Consider the following 16,433-nt stretch of genomic DNA (forward strand, 5'->3'; position numbering starts at 1 on the left):
CGTTGCGGGCCCCCGCACGAGAAGTACGGACAGGGGGCGCTGGCCTGGCTTCTTCGACGCAAGGGGTTCGATCGACATGGCGACAACACACATCTCCACGCCCGTCCCCTACAGGGAGGTGACGGACGCCAACGGCCGCGTGTACCGCATCGGCGAGTCCGATGTCGACATCATGGGCCGCAAGCGCAAATGGATGGTCATCCTGCCGTGGGTCGGCATGATGGGCATCAGCTCGGCGGAGTACGCGTTCGCGTCCGCCGAGGAGACCCTGCACACGGCGCACAGTTGGAGCAGTCAGCACATCTTCTGGATGCTCGGGGTGTGGGTCTTCTTCCAGGCCGCGGTGGCGTTCCCGGCGGGCAAGCTGCGCGAGAGCGGGAGGCTGCCGGCGCGGTGGGCGATGATGCTGGGCGCGCTGGGCACCCTGCTCGGCTACCTCTCGCTCGCGTTCGCGCCGCACGTCATCGTGGCGTACGTCGGTTTCGGCATGTTCAGCGGCATGGGCGCGGGCATGGTCTACGCGACCTGTGTGAACATGGTCGGCAAGTGGTATCCGGAGCGCAAGGGCGGCAAGACGGGCTTCGTCAACGGTGGCTTCGCCTATGGTTCGGTGCCCTTCGTCTTCATCTTCACCGGGTACATGGACCTGACCAACTTCCGTTGGGTCCTGGTGTCGGTCGGGCTGTTCCTGGCGGCGACGGTGGCGGTCGCCGGGCACTTCTTCCAGGACCCGCCGAAGAACTGGTGGCCGGCCGAGGTCGACCCGCTGAAGAAGCCCGACGACCCACGGGCGCGGCGCGCGCTGGAGAAGAACCCGCCGGCCGTGAAGCAGTACACGCCCAAGGAGGCCTGGCAGACGGGCCGGGTGGCCCTGATGTGGTTCTGCCTGTTGTGTACGTCCGGGGTGAACATCTTCGGTATCGCCTTCCAGGTGCCGTTCGGTGACGAGGCCGGGTTCGCCGGGGGCATCGTGGCGACGGCGATGTCCCTGAAGGCGATCGTGAACGGCACGGGGCGCGGGGTCATCGGCTGGTTGTCGGACCGGTACGGGCGCAAGCAGTGCCTGATCTTCGTCTGCGTCGTGCTGGGTCTGTCGCAGTACGGGATCCTGCTCGCCGGCAACATCGGCAACCTGCCGCTGTTCCTGCTGTTCTCCAGCATCTCCGGGTTCGGCGGCGGTGCGATATTCCCGATGTTCGCGGCGATGACGGCGGACTACTTCGGGGAGAACAACAACGCCTCCAACTACGGGCTGGTCTACAGCTCGAAGCTGGTGTCGGGACTCCTCGGCTCCGGCATGGGCGCCGTGGTGGTGGGCGCCTGGGGCTACGGCGGCGCCTTCGTCCTGGCGGGTTCGATCTCGCTGTTCGCCGGCTGCGTGGCGCTGTTCCTGCACCCGCCGGGGCGGCCGCGGGCCCGCCACATCAAGGCGAACCCGCGACCGATCAGCCGGGATGGCTAGGTCCTAGCAGTCCTTGTCGCGCAGCGAGTGCAGGTGTGCGCTGGACTTGCGCGCGAAGGTGAAGGACTCGGCCGGGTTGTCGTGTTCGGCCTGCCAGTGGTGGTCGCGCCGACCGCCGTGGGTCCGGGTGACCGCCGAGATGAAACGCTGGTAGTCGATGTCTCCGTCCCCGACGTCCACCATCCGGTAGCCGTCGCGGGCGGAGTCGTCGCGTTCGCCGTCCTTGACGTGGAAGAGCGGGTAGCGGTCGGGCTGCTTCAGTACGTAGGCCAGGGGGTCGAAGGGCGCGGGCGTACCGTCGGCGCGCTTGCCGAACCGGAACTGCCCGGCGTACGCCCAGTAGATGTCCATCTCCAGGTAGACGAGGTCGGGGTCGGTCTCGGCGAGGAGCACGTCGTAGAGGCGGACGTCGGGCCGGTCGGTGGCGAAGGAGAACTCCTCGGCGTGGTTGTGCTGGTAGAACTTCATGCCGCGCTTCTTCGCCTCGGCGCCGTAGTGGTTGAACTCCTCGGCGCAGCGCTTCCAGCCGTCGACGGTGGCGCCGTAGCGCCAGGGGCCGGAGGCGGTGCCGATGTGCTTCAGGCCGAGGGCCTGGGCGTCGTCGAGGACTTTCGTCAGGTTCTGGGCGAAGGTGTACGCCTTGGGGTCGGAGGAGTAGTAGCCGACGTGGCTGCCGATGGCGCGCAGGCCGTGGTCGCGGGTGAGCCGCCGGAGCTGGGCGAGGGTGATGGGGCCGGCGGAGCCCTGGGAGTATCCGGCGTACTCGACCTCGTCGTAGCCGAAGCGCCGCAGTTCCTCGAAGACCTTGGCGAAGCCGAGGGTGGAGACCTTGTCGCGCAGCGAGTAGAGCTGGATGCCCAGGCGTCCGGGGGGCAGGACGGGGCGGCCGTGGCCGCTGCTCGGGGCGGTGGCCTCGGCGGCCGAGGCGGCTGTCGTGGTGCCGCCGAGGAGGGCGGCGGCGGTGGCACCGGCGGCGACACCGAGCATGTCGCGTCTGCTGAGCTTGTGCGCGAGCTCGGGGTCGGTGGTCCTGGTCGTGCGCGGCATGTGGATAACTCCTCGTTGTCGGTGCGTCTGCTTCACTGAAGTCAGGTCAGTGGAGACCGGCGAGTTGAAGCAGCAGGGACTTCACATCGGTGGCCGCGACGCGGCCCGGTAGCGCGCGGGGGGTGGAGCACAGGATGAGTGGCCCGGTGTCACTGTCGTCGCTCGTGGGGAGGCGGCCATGGCTGCCCCGAATAGGTGAGGGGTCGAGGGGCACGACCCGCATGCGGTAGCGCATGCCCAGCTTCTTGCGGGCGATCGCCGTGGCCGCCTTGAGCCGTACGTAGGGGTCGAGGGGATCCATGAACAGCTCGACGGGGTCGTAGCCGGGTTTGCGGTGGATTTCGACGAGCTGGGCGAAGTCGGGCGCGCGTGCGTCGTCGAGCCAGTAGTAGTACGTGAACCAGGCGTCGGGCCCGGCGATGGCGACGAGCTCGCCCGAGCGGGGGTGGTCCAGTCCGTGGGCCTTCTTGCCCTCGTCGTCGAGGAGCGTCTCGATGCCGGGTACTCCGGCGAGGGCCTCGCGGGCGGCGGCCAGATTCTCGGGGTTCTCGGGGTGTCGTACGTAGACGTGGGCGATCTGGTGGTCGGCGACGGCGAACGCCCGGGAGGCCATGGGGTCGAGGTACTCCATGCCGTCCTGGGTGTGGACTTCGAGCAGGCCGGCGCGGCGCAGGGCGCGGTTGATGTCGACGTGCCGGTTCACCCGGGTGATGCCGTATTCGGAGAGGGCGACGACGGTGCGGCCCTCGGCCCTCGCGTCGTCGAGGAGGGGGGCCATCACCGCGTCGAGGTCGGCGGCGGCGCGGTGGGAGCGCGGGTCGTCGGGGCCGTAGCGCTGGAGGTCGTAGTCGAGATGCGGGAGGTAGCACAGGGCGAGGTCGGGGGTGCGGGTGCGAAGGATGTGGCGGGTGGCGTCGGTGATCCACTGGCTGGAGACGATGTCGGCGCCGGGGCCCCAGAAGTGGAAGAGGGGGAAGGTGCCGAGTCTGTCGGTGAGTTCGTCGTGCAGGGCCGGGGGCCGGGTGTAGCAGTCGGGTTCCTTGCGGCCGTCGGCGTAGTACACGGGACGGGGGGTGACGGTGATGTCGGTGTCGGCGCCCATGGCGTACCACCAGCAGATGTTGGCGACGGTGTAGCCGGGGTGGGCGCGGCGTGCGGCGTCCCAGAGTTTGTCGCCCGAGACGAGTCCGTTGTGCTGCCGCCACAGCAGGACGTCGCCGAGTTCGCGGAAATACCAGCCGTTGCCGACGATGCCGTGTTCGGAGGGGAGGGTGCCGGTGAGGAACGTGGACTGGGCGGCGCAGGTGACGGCGGGCAGGACGGTGCCGAGCGGGGCGTGGGAGCCGGACTGGGCGAGCCGCTTGAGGTGGGGCATGTGGTCGAGGAGCTGCGGGGTGAGGCCGACGACGTCCAGGACCAGGAGGGGGGTGGGCCGGTTCATGGCAGTTCCTTGAGGCCGAGGTCGGTGAGGAGGTCGCGGGCGAGACTGAGTTCGGCGGCGATGCCGTCGGCGAGCCGGCCTCGGGTGCGGGGGCGGAGGTCGGGCGGGAGGGCTTGCCAGGTGTAGGTCTCGACTTCGAGGTGGCGGGTGTGCGGGACGGGACCGCCGACGAGCCGGGCCAGGGTGTCCTGGAGCACGGGAAGGGTGGAGGTGAGGGGCACGGCCGGGGGGCTGTGCAGGGGGACGTGGAAGTGGGCGCGCCATGGGGCGCCGTCGGGGAGGGTTTCGCCGCCGAGGGCCTCGGCGAGGTCATCGGTGCCGCGCAGGCCGGCGGCGGATGGGGTCTCCCCTGCTCGAAGAGCTCGGGGAAGGGTGCGGGTCTGGTGGAGGAAGCGGGGTTCGTCGAAGGCGGCGAGGGCTTCGCGTACGTCGGGGCGGTGAGGGTGTTCGGCGTGGAGGGCCGCGGAGAGCTGGGTCTTGGGGATGGGGACGCGGGCCGCGAGGAGGGCGTCCAGGGCGGTGTGGGGATTTTCGAAGGAGGTGGCGAGATGACAGGTGTCGATACAGATGCCGATGCGCGGGCTTGATACGTCGGTGAGCGGGCCGATCGCGTCGGCGGTGGTCTCGATCACGCAACCGGGCTCGGGTTCGAGGCCGATGCGGATGGACCTGCCGGTGAGGTCTTCCAGGGCGTCCAGGCGCTCGGCGAGGGTGATCAGCGCGGTGCGGGCGGTGTCGGCGGCGGCGGTGCCGAAGGAGGTGCGCCAGGCGAGGGGCAGGGTGGAGATGGAGCCTTCGGTGACGTCGTCGGGCAGGAGCGCGGCGAGGAGGCGGGCCAGGTCGGTGGTGTGGGCCAGGCGCTCGGGGCGGGTCCAGTCGGGTTGGTAGACGCGGTACTTGACCTGGTCGGAGCCGAAGCCTTCGTAGGGGAAGCCGTTGAGGGTGACGACTTCCAGGCCGCGGCGGTCGAGTTCGGCGCGGAGGCCGCGCAGGGCGGCCGGGTCGGTGGTGAGGGCGTGGGCGGCGTTCTTGGCGAGCCAGAGGCCGATGCCGAGGCGGTCGCGTCCGAGGCGCTTGCGGACCGGTTCGCAGTGGTCGCGCAGTTGCGCGAGGACCCCGTCGAGGGTCTCGGCGGGGTGGACGTTGGTGCAGTAGGCGAGGTGGATGGTGGAGCCGTCCGGGTGGCGGAAGCGCATGGCCGGCTCCTCTCATTCCCCGCCGCGGAGGATGGAGTTGCCCTCGTGGAGGGCGCCCGGTGAGGGGAGGTCGAGGTGGAGGCGGCCGCTGAGGCCGTAGAAGGCGACGGGGTTGCGCCACAGGACCTGGTCGACGTCGTCGTCGGTGAAACCGGAGGCGAGCATGGCGTCGCCGACCTTGCGGGTCTTGAGCGGGTCGCTCCTGCCCCAGTCGGCGGCCGAGTTCACCAGTACGCGCTCTGTGCCGTACTCCTTGAGGACGGCGACCATGCGCTCCTCGTCCATCTTGGTGTCGGGGTAGATGGAGAAGCCGAGCCAGGCGCCGCTGTCAGAGGCCTCCTTTACGGTTGTCTCATTGAGGTGGTCGAGCAGGACCCGCTCCGGGGGGAGGTGGGATTCGCGGACGACGTCCAGGGTGCGGCGCAGCCCGGCGAGCTTGTCGCGGTGCGGGGTGTGGACGAGGGCGGGCAGGCCGTGGTCGGCGGCGAGCTGGAGCTGGGCGGCCAGCGCGGTGTCCTCGGCGGGGGTCATGGAGTCGTAGCCGATCTCGCCGACGGCGACGACGGAGTCCTTGACGAGATAGCGGGGCAGGGCGTCGAGGACGGGGGTGCAGCGGGGGTCGTTGGCCTCCTTGGGGTTGAGGGCGAGGGTGCAGTGGTGGGCGATGCCGTACTGGGCGGCGCGGAAGGGTTCCCAGCCGAGGAGGGAGTCGAAGTAGTCGAAGAAGCTGGCGGGCGAGGTGCGGGGCTGGCCGAGCCAGAAGGAGGGCTCGACGAGAGCGCGGACCCCGGCGTCGTACATCGCCTGGTAGTCGTCCGTGGTGCGGGAGGTCATGTGAATGTGCGGGTCGAAGATGCGCATCAGGACTCCTCCGGGGGGACGGTCAGGGCGAGGACGCGGTGGAGGCCGGCGGGGACGGGGCGGCCGGCGGCGGTGCGTTCGGCGGCGTAGTCGGCGAGCATCCGGGCCAGTTCGGCGTCGCCGCGGGCTCGCCGGGGCAGGTCGGCGACGGCGTCGACCGGGACGCCGGTGAACAGGCACTTGAGGACGGCGTGCCGCCAGGAGTGCGGGTCGAGGTGGGCGGCGGCGTAGGGGCCGACGGCGGCGGCGATCAGCCGGGTGTCGTTGGTGCGCAGGGCGTCCTCGACCAGAGGCAGGGCCTCGGGGCCCGGTACGAGGGAGGGCAGGGCGAGCAGGACGGCGCGGCGCTCGGCGGCGGTGCCGTGGTGGTAGAGGCGGGTGAGGGTGTCGGTGTCGGCGCGGGCCTCGTGGAGGAGGAGGGTGCGTACGGAGTCGGCGTGTTCCTGGCCGCAGTGGCGGCCCGCGGAGGCGAACCGCAGCTCCCAGGAGGCGGACACATAGGGGCTCGGTGGTCCGGGTGGGGCGCAGGCGGCATGGGCGGCCTCGGCGAGGGCCTCGTCCAGCCAGGCGCGGGCGGCGCCGCCGAGCCGGTCGTCCAGTTCCGTGCGCAGGTCCGTGGGCTGGTCCGTGCGCTGGTCCGTGCGCGGTTGCTCGCGCGGTTCTTCGCGGGACGTCGTCACGGTGCCGGTTCTCCCTTCGTGCCGGTCCGGCCGCGGAGGAACTCGATGGAGGAGCGGGCGAGTTCGGGGCCCGCGTGGGAGTGGCGGGGCAGCTCGACGACCGTCAGGCCCTGGTAGCCGGTGGCGGCCAGGGCTTCCAGGACGGGTGGGAAGTCGATCTCTCCGTCGCCGAACGGGAGGTGTTCGTGGACGCCGCGCCGCATGTCCTCGATCTGGACGTGGCACAGCCAGGGCGCGGCGTCGCGTACGCAGTCGGCCGGGGGTGCCGGCTCCAGGCACTGGCAGTGGCCGATGTCGAGGGTGAGGCCGAGGAGGTGGGGGTCGGGGTCGCCGAGGAGGCGGCGGAGGTGGTGGAAGTCGGCGAGGGTGGCGAGGAGGTGGCCTGGTTCGGGTTCGATGGCGAGTGGGACGCGGGCCGTGGCCGCGGCGTCCAGGACGGGGGTGAGTGACTCTTCGAGCCGCTTCCAGGCGGTGGTGGTGTCGGTGGTGGGCAGGTCGCCGGGGGTGGTGCCGCTGAAGCAGTGCACGGCGTGCGCGCCCAGGTCGGCGGCGACCTGGACGGCGCGGATGAGGAGCCGGGTGCGGGCGGCGCGGCCGTCGGGGTCCGGGTCGAGGAGGGAGGGGCCGTGTTTGCGGCGGGGGTCGAGCACGTAGCGGGCGCCGGTCTCGACGGTGACGTCCAGACCCAAGTCGCCCAGGCGGCGGGCGACGCGGGCCGTGCGGGCGGCCAGGTCGGGGGCGAGGGGGTCGAGGTGCATGTGGTCCAGCGTCAGGCCGACGCCGTCGTACCCGAGGTCGGCGAGGAGGGCGAGGGCGTCGTCGAGGCGGAGGTCGGTGAGGCCGTTGGTGCCGTAGCCGAAGCGGAGGGAGGTGGTGGGGCCCGTGGTGCGGGCCTGGTCGCGGGCAGAGGGGCGATTGGGGGCGCTCATGTGGGGCTCACCTTCCGTGCGAGTGCGCGGGCGAGGGGGACGAGCCCCATGAGGGCGAGCCCGGTGCCGGTGGCTCCGCCTCGGGCGGCGAGTGCGGCCTGGAGCGGGATCATGGCGCGGATGCCGCCGCCGACGGCGCGTTGGGTGAGGGGTGGTGAGGGGTTGAGCGCGGCGTGCAGGAAGGGCACGGCGGCGGTGCGGAGGTAGGCCGCCGCGGTGAGGGCGGTGACGGGCTGCCGACCCGGCAGGGTGAGGGGCGTGGGCCGCGGGCCGGCGGCGGCGTTCCGGGCGGGGGCTGCGAGGTTCTTCCCGGCGCTTCTCTCCGCGCCCAGGGGCATCGGGCGACCTCCGCGTCCCGAAGCCGGGGGCGCGCCCCTGGAGGCCCGAGGGGTGGGCCGCGCGGCTGCCCGGCCGTGGCGCTCGCCCGGCGGCGCGTGGCCGCCGCGGCCCAGCAGGGCGGCCAGGGTCGCGGCGGCCGCGAGGGCCGCGAGCGGGGCGGCCGTCGAGCCGCCGTGGGCTTCGTGACGGGAGATCGCGGTCACCGCGTAGGTGTGTGCCCCGAGCGCGGCGGCGGACGGCAGGGCGGCCACCACCGCTCGCGCGGCCGACCGGACGGCCCCGCCCGGCGCCACGGCGCCCAGTACGGCGGCGCCCGGTGCCACGGCGCCCGGTGCCACGGCGCCCGGGGTCGCGGCGCCCGGCACGGCGGCGCCCAGCACGGCCGCGCCCGGTGCCGCATGGCCTGCCGCGCGGCGCGTGCCGTGGCCGACGCGCTCACGCCGCGCGCGCCGCGCCCGCGAGGGCGGCGCGCCCGGGGTCGCCCCGGTCGCCGTGGCCGTGGCCGTCGCCGTGGCTGTGGCCGTGGCTGTGGCGCCGAGGAGGAGGTCCAGGGCGCGGGCGGTGGCCATGGCGGCGGGGGCCGCGCGGGTGTGCTTCAGGCGGAGGTCGTACGCCCAGACCGTCGCCGCCAGGGCGGTCGCCACCGTCAAGGGCGCACGGCCCGCGCGGGCGGCGAGCGCGAGGCCGGTGGCCGTCAGTGCGGCGGAGGCGGCCAGGGCGGCGGGCGGTGCGACGCGGCCCGACGGAATGGGGCGGTGCGGGCGGTCGACGGCGTCCTCGGCGCGGTCCGACCAGTCGTTGAGCGCCATGCCCGCCTCGTACAGGCAGAGGGAGGAACCGATGGCCAGCACGGTGCGCCGGTTGGGGCGCGCCCCCACAGCCGCCGCGCCTGCGAGGGCGTCGCCCGGCACGGAGAACAGCGCGGAGACGCGGAGGAGTTCCGCCCATGCGCCAAGGCGCGCCGTCATGCGGCGTCCCGCAGGCGGGCGGCGAAGGAGAGGAGCGTGGCGTACTGGTCGGAGAGCGCCGCCGGGCCGCCGGGGTCGGGGTCCTTGAAGTAGAAGGCCAGCTCGGGCAGGGGCCCCGACAGGCCGGCCTGGTGGGCGCGGGAGACGAGGCGGGCGAGGTCCAGCACCAAGGGGGCGGCGAGCGCCGAGTCGCAGCCCTGCCAGATGGTCTGGAGGATCATCCGGGAGCCGAGGAAGCCGTCGAAGGCGATGTGGTCCCAGGCGGTCTTCCAGTCGCCGAGGGCCGGTACGTCGTCGATGTGGACCTCGCCCTCCGGGGCGCCACCGAGCACATCGGCGAGGACGCGTTCCTTGCCGGCGTTCTTCGCGGCCGCCGCGGCGGGGTCGGCCAGCGCCGCCCCGTCCCCGCCGCCCAGGAGATTGGTGCCGGACCACGCCCGTACGGACAGGGCGCGTTGCACGAACATCGGGGCGAGCACGGAGCGGAGCAGCGTCTGGCCGGTCTTGCCGTCGCGGCCCGCGTGGGGAAGTCCGGAGGCGGCGACGGCGTCGGCGAGGGCCGCGGTGCGCAGCCCGGTGGAGGGGGTGAAGTTGACGTAGGGGCAGCCGGCCCGGAGTGCGGCGGCCGCGTAGAGGGAGCTGGGAGCGAGGCGCGGGTCGTCCGGGCCCGGCGCGGGTTCAGTGGAGGCGACGTTGATCACGACCGTACGGGCCAGGTGGTGGCGGCGGGTGAAGTCGGTGATGTCGGAGGTGAAGGACATGATGAGTTCGTCGTCGGTGCGGGTGTCACCGGGGACGGGGCCGCCGGGGCGGATCTCGGCGTCGGCCGCGGCGAGTTCACCGCGTACGGCGGCGGCCAGACCGTGCGGCAGGACGTCCGCCGCCGTCAGTTCCTCCGCCCGTTTGGGCAGCGGGCACGCCGCCGTGTCGTGCCCGCCGAAGACGAGCGAGGAGAGGGAGGGGAGGCCGGACGCGGCGAACGGCGGGGTCTCGGTGACCATGCCGGTCGGCGGGTGCAGCCCGGCGGCGACGGCAGCGCACCCCGCCACGGCGGTCGTGGCGACGGAGCCGCGCGCCCCGATGAACCAGACGCCGACGGCGCCGGCGCCGACGGCCTCGGAGACCTCGGAGGCCTGGGGGTCCCCGCCCGCCTCGGGGGCTCCGGCGGGCCCGGGGTCCCCGGTGCCCCCTGCGCTCCCGGCGTCTGCGACTCGGCGTTCATCGAACATGGCCAGCCTCCCTGGGTGCGGTGCGTTGGAGACGGCGGGCGGGGGGTACGGCGCCTCCCCGCCCGCCGCCGGCTTGTACGGGAGCGGCCCCCTACGGGGACGAGGGCAGCTCCTTGAGCTGGATGTTCCGGAAGGACACCTGGTCGTCGGCGCCGTGGTTCTGGATGCCGATGTAGCCGTCCTTCAGGCTGCGGACAGGGTCGGTGTTGGTGAAGTCGTTGATCTTCACGCCGTTGAGGAAGACCTGGAGGCGCTCCCCCTGGACCTTGATCTCGTAGCTGTTCCACTGGCCGGGCGGCCGGAGGACCTGGTCACGGACCTTGAGGTTCGCCGACTTGAAGCCGTACACGGCACCGGTGGTGCGCTCGGGGGCGTCGGTCGCGTCGATCTGGACCTCGTAGCCGTTGTTCACGGCCGACCAGGGGTCGTCGGAGGCCGGGAAGCCGACGAAGACACCGGAGTTGTCGTCGCCCGCCATCTTCCAGTCCAGCTTCAGCGAGTACGACGAGAACTCCTTCGCCTGGTACCAGAGCATCCCCATGCCGCCCTCGGTGCGCAGCTCACCGTCCACGACGGTGAACTTCCCCGGTCCGGCCTGCTTCCAGCCCTCCAGGGTCCGGCCGTTGAACAGGGAGCGGTAGCCGGTGCGTGGCTTGCAGTCGGCCTTCACCTGGCCGGTGGCGTAGCGGAGGCCGCCCAGCAGGTGCTGCCGGAACGCGGGCTCGGCGTAGGAGGCGACCGTGTGGCCGCCGCCGGTGTAGAAGGCCCGCCCGCCCTCGTAGGTCTGGCACCAGGCGATCGGGTGATCGCCCTTCATGGTGCCGCCCTGATAAGTGGTTTCGTCGAGGGTGGCGAGGATACGGGCCTGGCCGCGCGGGTTGGTGCGGTAGTTGTACCACTCGTCCGTGCGCTCCCAGCCCGCCGCCGGCAGGTGGGACGTGGCCGGGTGCTGGTGGTCCTCCACCCGGACCGTGGCGGGCTGGATGTGCGGGTGGGAGGCGAAGTGGGCGCCGACGAGTCCGCCGTAGAACTCCCAGTCGTACTCGGTGTCGGCGGCCGCGTGGACGCCGACGTAGCCGCCGCCCGTGGCGACGTAGTTCTCGAACGCCTTCTGCTGCTCGGCGTTCAGCACGTCCCCGGTGGTCGACAGGAAGACGACCGCGTCGTAGCGGGCGAGGTTGTTCGTGGTGAACTGCGCGGCGGTCTCCGTCGCGTCGACCGTGATGTTGCCGGCGGCGCCCAGTTCCTTCAGAGCGGCGATGCCGGCCGGGATGGAGTCGTGCCGGAAGCCGGCGGTCTTGGAGAAGACCAGCACCCGCTTGGCGGTCCGGTCGACCGGTGTGTTCGACAGTTCGAAGTCGTCCACGTCGTACAGGGCGCCCGCCCCGCCCTTGAACACCAGGAACAGTTGCGTGGTCCGCTTCGGTACGGATCGCAGCGGGACGTCGACGTCCTGGAAGGTCTCCCAGCCACCGGTCACCGGCACCGGGGTCGAGCCGAGCAGTGTGCCGGTCGCCGATCCGGTGCGTACCTCCAGGAAGCCGCCCGCGCCACCGGACGAGATCCGGGCCGTGAGCCTGGTGGCCCCGGTGAGGTTGTAGGGCGTGAAGGAGATCCAGTCACCGTCGTCGATGTCGCCGACGGTCTTGCCGCCGTGCGCGGTGGCCTTGTCGTACGTACGGATGCCGGACTGCGCCGAGAAGTGCTCGGCCTGCCGGTGGCGCGGCTGGAGCTGCGCCTGGTCGTGGCTGGTCAGCGCGGCCTGCCCGCCGCCCCCGCCGTCGGTGTACTCGGCGTCGAAGACCCCGAAGATGTTGGCGTTCGGGTCGTGGCCGCCGTCGGCCGACGTCTTGATGGTGCCGGTGCAGCCGTTCGCGGAGGTCACCGGGTGGCCGTGGCTGTCATGGCCGAGGATGTAGGTGACCTTGACCTTGGCGCAGTCGATCGTGCCGTCCTCCGGGTCGGTGACGGTCACCTTGAAGGGGATCTCGTCTCCGAAGCTGAACAGCGCGCCGTCCTTCGGCAGGTCGAGCGTCACCTTGGGCGCCGTGTTGCCGACCACGACGTGGACACTGGCCGAGCCGGTGCGGCCCGAGGGGTCGCGCGCGGTGACGGTCGCGGTGTAGGTGCCGTTCTTCCGGTAGGTGTACGTCGGGTTCGCGGCCGTCGACGTACCCGTGCCGTCACCGAAGTCCCAGTGGTACGTCAGGGCGTCGCCGTCGGCGTCCGTCGTGCCCGCCGACGAGAAGGCGACCCGCAGCGGCGCCTGGCCGGAGGTCTTGTTCGCCGACGCCTCGGCGACCGGCGAGAAGCCTCCGGTGGCGTTCTCGATCCGGTAGAGGCCGGAGTTCTCGTCGCCGCCGAACCAGGCGGTGCCGTAGTCGAGCACGTACAGCGCGCCGTCCGGGCCGAAGGCCATGTCCATCACCTGCGTGCCGGTCCATGGCACGGGGGTGATGGACTGCACCGCCCCGTCGGAGCCGTGTTCGACGCGCTTGATCCAGCGCCGCCCGAACTCGCCGGCGAAGAAGTCGCCGTCGTAGGCCTCGGGGAACTTGACGGGAGAGGGGTTGGCGGCGTCGTACCGGTACACCGGCCCGCCCATCGGCGACTCCGACCCGGAGCCGAACTCGGGAAGGGACCCGCCGTCGTACGGTATCCACGCGGGCTCGGCCGGCGGCAGGTCGACCAGGCCCGTGTTGTGCGGCGAGTCGTTCTTCGGCGCCGCGCAGTCGAAGGTGGCGCCGGAGGTCTTGGTGGCGAAGTCGTAGTCGACGTACGGGTCGTTGTCGCCGGTGCAGAACGGCCAGCCGAAGTTGCCCGGCTTGGTCACGCGGGCGAACTCGACCTGTCCGGCCGGGCCGCGCTTGGGGTCGGCCGCGCCCGCGTCGGGGCCGTAGTCGCCGACGTACAGCACGCCCGTCTTCTTGTCGACGCTGAAGCGGAACGGGTTGCGGAAGCCCATGGCGTAGATCTCGGGCCGGGTCTTGGCGGTGCCGGGCGCGAAGAGGTTGCCGTCGGGGACGGTGTACGAGCCGTCGTCGGCGACCTTGATGCGGAGGATCTTGCCGCGCAGGTCGTTGGTGTTGCCCGAGGTGCGGCGGGCGTCGTACGCGGGGTTGCGGGTGGGCCGCTCGTCGATGGGGGTGAAGCCGTCGGAGGCGAAGGGGTTGGAGTCGTCGCCCGTCGACAGGTACAGGTTGCCTTGCGCGTCGAAGTCGATGTCACCGCCGACGTGGCAGCAGATGCCGCGCGTCGCCGGGATGTCGATGACCTTCTTCTCGCTGGCGTTGTCGAGTGTGCCGTCGGCCTTCAGTACGAACCGGGAAAGGCGGTTGACGCCTTCGTACTTGGCGAAGTCGGCTGCCGTGCCGTCGTTGGGCGCGTCCCCGGCCGGGGTGTCGAACGGGGGCGCGTAGTAGAGGAATATCGCCCGGTTGCGTGCGAAGTCGGGGTCGAGGGCGACGCCCTGGAGGCCCTCCTCGTCGTGGGAGTAGACCGGGACGGAGCCGATGACCTTGGTGTTGCCGGCGGCGTCGGTACGCCGCAGTTCGCCGTTACGGGACGTGTGCAGCACGCTGCGGTCGGGCAGTACGGCCAGCGACATCGGTTCGCCGACCTCCTCGCCGCCCTTGGCGAGGGTGACCTGCTGGAACTGCTCCTCGGCCGCCGACGGCGCCGGGGCGTCGGCCGCGACGACCGGCGGGGCGCCGAGGGCGAACGACGTCACGGCGAGCAGGCCGCCGGTGAGGAGTGCGAGCGCGTTGCGCGCTCCGAGCCGTTTTCTGTGCACGAATGTCCTCCGGAGAAGGCCGGATACACGGGTACGGGCGTGTTGCCTCGATCGGGCGGCTCCCGGGTGGTGCTTCGAGCTGGTGCTGCCCCGGGGTGCCGCGCCGGGTTGTCCGGGGACCGGCGTGCGCCGTCACGCTGGTCGGGTTCAGGCCTGGGTGGTGTGCAAGGGGACGTTAGCCGGGTTGTTCCTGAGCCGAAAGCCCTTGTGCGGAACGTGAGTTGCACTTTTTCCCGGCGCTGGACAAAGCGGGGTGCGGGCAGGCCGGGGCGCCCGGTGGCGGTGACCACCACCGGGCCGGTGACCTGCCGGTCTGCCCTAGTCCGCGCCGCCGAACGCGGCGTCGAAGGAGGCGGCCGGCGGGTCGAAGTCGTACCGCTTCAGCGTGGCAAGCGCTTCCGGCGCGCCGGTCAGCCGGTCCATCCCGGCGTCCTCCCACTCCACCGACACCGGGCCGTCGTAACCGATCGAGCGCAGCATCCGGAAGACGTCCTCCCACGGCACGTCCCCGTGCCCGGCCGACACGAAGTCCCAGCCGCGCCGGGGGTCGCCCCACGGCAGGTGCGAGCCGAGCCGGCCGTTGCGGCCGTCCAGCCGGCGCCGCGCCTCCTTGCAGTCCACGTGGTAGATCCGGTCCCGGAAGTCGTAGAGGAACCCGACCGGGTCCAGGTCCTGCCACACGAAGTGGCTGGGGTCGAAGTTCAGCCCGAAGGCCGGGCGCCGGTCCACCGCCTCCAGGGCCCGCTGCGTGGTCCAGTAGTCGTAGGCGATCTCACTGGGGTGGACCTCGTGGGCGAACCGCACGCCCTCGGCGTCGAAGACGTCCAGGATCGGGTTCCAGCGCTCGGCGAAGTCCTCGTACCCGCGCTCGATCATCCGCTCCGGCACCGGCGGGAACATCGCCACCAGGTGCCAGATGGACGACCCCGTGAACCCGATGACGGTGCGCACGCCGAACGCGGCGGCCGCCCGCGCGGTGTCGGCCAGCTCCCGCGCGGCCCGCTGCCGCACGCCCTCGGGGTCGCCGTCGCCCCAGATCCGCCCCGGCACGATCGCCTGGTGGCGCTCGTCTATGGGGTGGTCGCAGACGGCCTGGCCGACCAGGTGGTTGGAGATGGCCCAGCACTTCAGCCCGTACTTGTCGAGCAGCGCCCGCCGCCCGTCCAGGTACGAGGGATCGGCCAGCGCCTTGTCGACCTCGAAGTGATCGCCCCAGCAGGCGAGTTCGAGGCCGTCGTAGCCGAAGTCACGGGCGAGGCGGCAGACCTCCTCCAGCGGCAGGTCGGCCCACTGGCCGGTGAAGAGGGTGAAGGGACGGGGCACGGCGGACCTCCTACAGCGGTACGGGGGTGTAGACGGCGTTCTTCTCCGCGCTCTCCTCCACGGCGGCCAGCACGCGCTGCACCCGCAGCCCGTCCGCGAAGGACGGCGCCGGGTCGGTGCCGGAGGCGATGGCGTGGACGAGATCGCGCGCCTGGTGGGCGAAGGTGTGCTCGTAGCCGAGGGCGTGGCCGGGCGGCCACCACGCCTCCAGGTAGGGGTGGCCCGGTTCGGTGACGAGGATGCGCCGGAAGCCGGCCGACTGCGCCGGGTCGCTCCCGTCGTAGAACGACAGCTCGTTCAGCCTCTCCAGGTCGAAGGCGAGTGATCCGCGCTCCCCGTTGATCTCCAGCCGCAGCGCGTTCTTGCGGCCCGCCGCCATCCGGGTCGCCTCGAACGACACCAGGGCCCCCGACGCCAGCCGCCCGGTGAACACCGCCGCGTCGTCCACCGTGACGGCCCCGCGCTCGGCGCCCCCCGACGCCGAGAGCCCGGCCGACGCGCCGGCGAGCAGCGGCCGCTCGCGGACGAAGGTCTCCGTGAGCGCCGACACCCCGACGAGCGGCTCCCCCGCCAGGTACTGCGCGAGGTCCACGATGTGGGCACCCAGGTCGCCGAGCGCCCCGGACCCGGCGTGTTTGCGCTCCAGCCGCCAGGTGAGCGGGAAGTCGGGGTCGACCAGCCAGTCCTGGAGGTAGGTCACCCGTACGTGGCGCAGCGCACCCAGCCGCCCGTCGGCCACGAGCTGCCGCGCGTACGCCATGGCGGGCACGCGGCGGTAGTTGAAGCCGACCATGGCGACCTGGCCGCGCGTCCGGGCCCGGTCGGCGGCGGCGGCCATGGCCTCGGCCTCGGCGACGGTGTTGGCCAGCGGCTTCTCGCACAGCACGTGCTTGCCCGCCTCCAGGGCGGCGACGGCGATCTCGGCGTGGCTGTCGCCCGGGGTGCAGATGTCCACGACGTCCACGTCGTCGCGTGCGACGAGGTCGCGCCAGTCGGTCTCGGCGGCGGCCCAGCCGTGCTTGTCCGCGGCAGCCCGCACGGCCGCGGCGTCACGGCCGCAGACGGCGGCGAGCACCGGCCGCAGGGGCAGGTCGAAGACGCGGCCCACGGTGCGCCAGCCCTGTGAGTGGGCGGCACCCATGAACGCGTACCCGACCATGCCGAT

Annotated in this window: 12 protein-coding genes; 1 reads left to right on the forward strand and 11 read right to left on the reverse strand. The window is 72.3% G+C overall.

The features are described from left to right. The first annotated feature begins 76 nt into the window (after positions 1-76). Positions 77-1,462, forward strand: a complete 1,386-nt coding sequence (locus ACZ46W_RS02910) for an OFA family MFS transporter (protein ID WP_468330288.1) — start codon at positions 77-79, stop codon at positions 1,460-1,462. A 3-nt stretch (positions 1,463-1,465) separates the two neighbouring features. On the opposite strand, the gene ACZ46W_RS02915 is transcribed toward ACZ46W_RS02910, so the two are convergent. From ACZ46W_RS02915 to ACZ46W_RS02965, 11 genes are all read right to left on the reverse strand, one after another. Further along, entirely contained in the window at positions 1,466-2,509 is a 1,044-nt protein-coding gene (locus ACZ46W_RS02915; protein WP_468330291.1) for a sugar phosphate isomerase/epimerase family protein, read from the reverse strand. 46 nt (positions 2,510-2,555) lie between these two features. After that, positions 2,556-3,950 carry a nucleotide pyrophosphatase/phosphodiesterase family protein gene (locus ACZ46W_RS02920; protein ID WP_468330294.1) on the reverse strand — a complete coding sequence of 465 codons (1,395 nt, stop codon included), beginning with the start codon at positions 3,948-3,950 and terminating at the stop codon, positions 2,556-2,558. After that, a complete protein-coding gene (eboE, locus tag ACZ46W_RS02925) occupies positions 3,947-5,146 on the reverse strand; it encodes a metabolite traffic protein EboE (RefSeq protein ID WP_468330297.1) in 1,200 nt (399 codons plus the stop codon). The genes ACZ46W_RS02920 and eboE overlap by 4 nt, the downstream gene beginning before the upstream one ends. Before the next feature lie 12 nt (positions 5,147-5,158). After that, the gene (locus ACZ46W_RS02930; RefSeq protein ID WP_468330300.1) at positions 5,159-6,007 is read right to left on the reverse strand and encodes a TatD family hydrolase; all 849 of its coding nucleotides are present in this window, start codon (positions 6,005-6,007) and stop codon (positions 5,159-5,161) included. After that, positions 6,007-6,618, reverse strand: a complete 612-nt coding sequence (locus tag ACZ46W_RS02935; protein ID WP_468332416.1) for an EboA domain-containing protein — start codon at positions 6,616-6,618, stop codon at positions 6,007-6,009. The genes ACZ46W_RS02930 and ACZ46W_RS02935 overlap by 1 nt, the downstream gene beginning before the upstream one ends. 65 nt (positions 6,619-6,683) lie before the next feature. Continuing rightward, positions 6,684-7,616 (reverse strand): sugar phosphate isomerase/epimerase family protein, encoded by a 933-nt coding sequence (locus ACZ46W_RS02940; RefSeq protein ID WP_468330303.1) that lies wholly within the window; start codon positions 7,614-7,616, stop codon positions 6,684-6,686. Further along, positions 7,613-8,923: a UbiA family prenyltransferase gene (locus tag ACZ46W_RS02945; RefSeq protein ID WP_468330306.1), complete on the reverse strand. Its 1,311-nt coding sequence runs from the start codon at positions 8,921-8,923 to the stop codon at positions 7,613-7,615. The genes ACZ46W_RS02940 and ACZ46W_RS02945 overlap by 4 nt, the downstream gene beginning before the upstream one ends. Beyond that, positions 8,920-10,152: an inositol-3-phosphate synthase gene (locus tag ACZ46W_RS02950; protein ID WP_468330309.1), complete on the reverse strand. Its 1,233-nt coding sequence runs from the start codon at positions 10,150-10,152 to the stop codon at positions 8,920-8,922. Before ACZ46W_RS02950 ends, ACZ46W_RS02945 begins: the two co-directional genes overlap by 4 nt. Positions 10,153-10,243: 91 nt before the next feature. Continuing rightward, a complete protein-coding gene (locus ACZ46W_RS02955; protein WP_468330312.1) occupies positions 10,244-13,945 on the reverse strand; it encodes a ThuA domain-containing protein in 3,702 nt (1,233 codons plus the stop codon). A 318-nt stretch (positions 13,946-14,263) separates the two neighbouring features. Continuing rightward, entirely contained in the window at positions 14,264-15,268 is a 1,005-nt protein-coding gene (locus ACZ46W_RS02960) for a sugar phosphate isomerase/epimerase family protein (protein WP_468330315.1), read from the reverse strand. A 10-nt stretch (positions 15,269-15,278) separates the two neighbouring features. Further along, positions 15,279-16,427, reverse strand: coding sequence for a Gfo/Idh/MocA family protein (locus ACZ46W_RS02965; RefSeq protein WP_468332419.1), 1,149 nt, complete (start codon positions 16,425-16,427; stop codon positions 15,279-15,281). Positions 16,428-16,433 lie beyond the last annotated feature (6 nt).

Source organism: Streptomyces sp. NPDC031064, assembly GCF_055570965.1.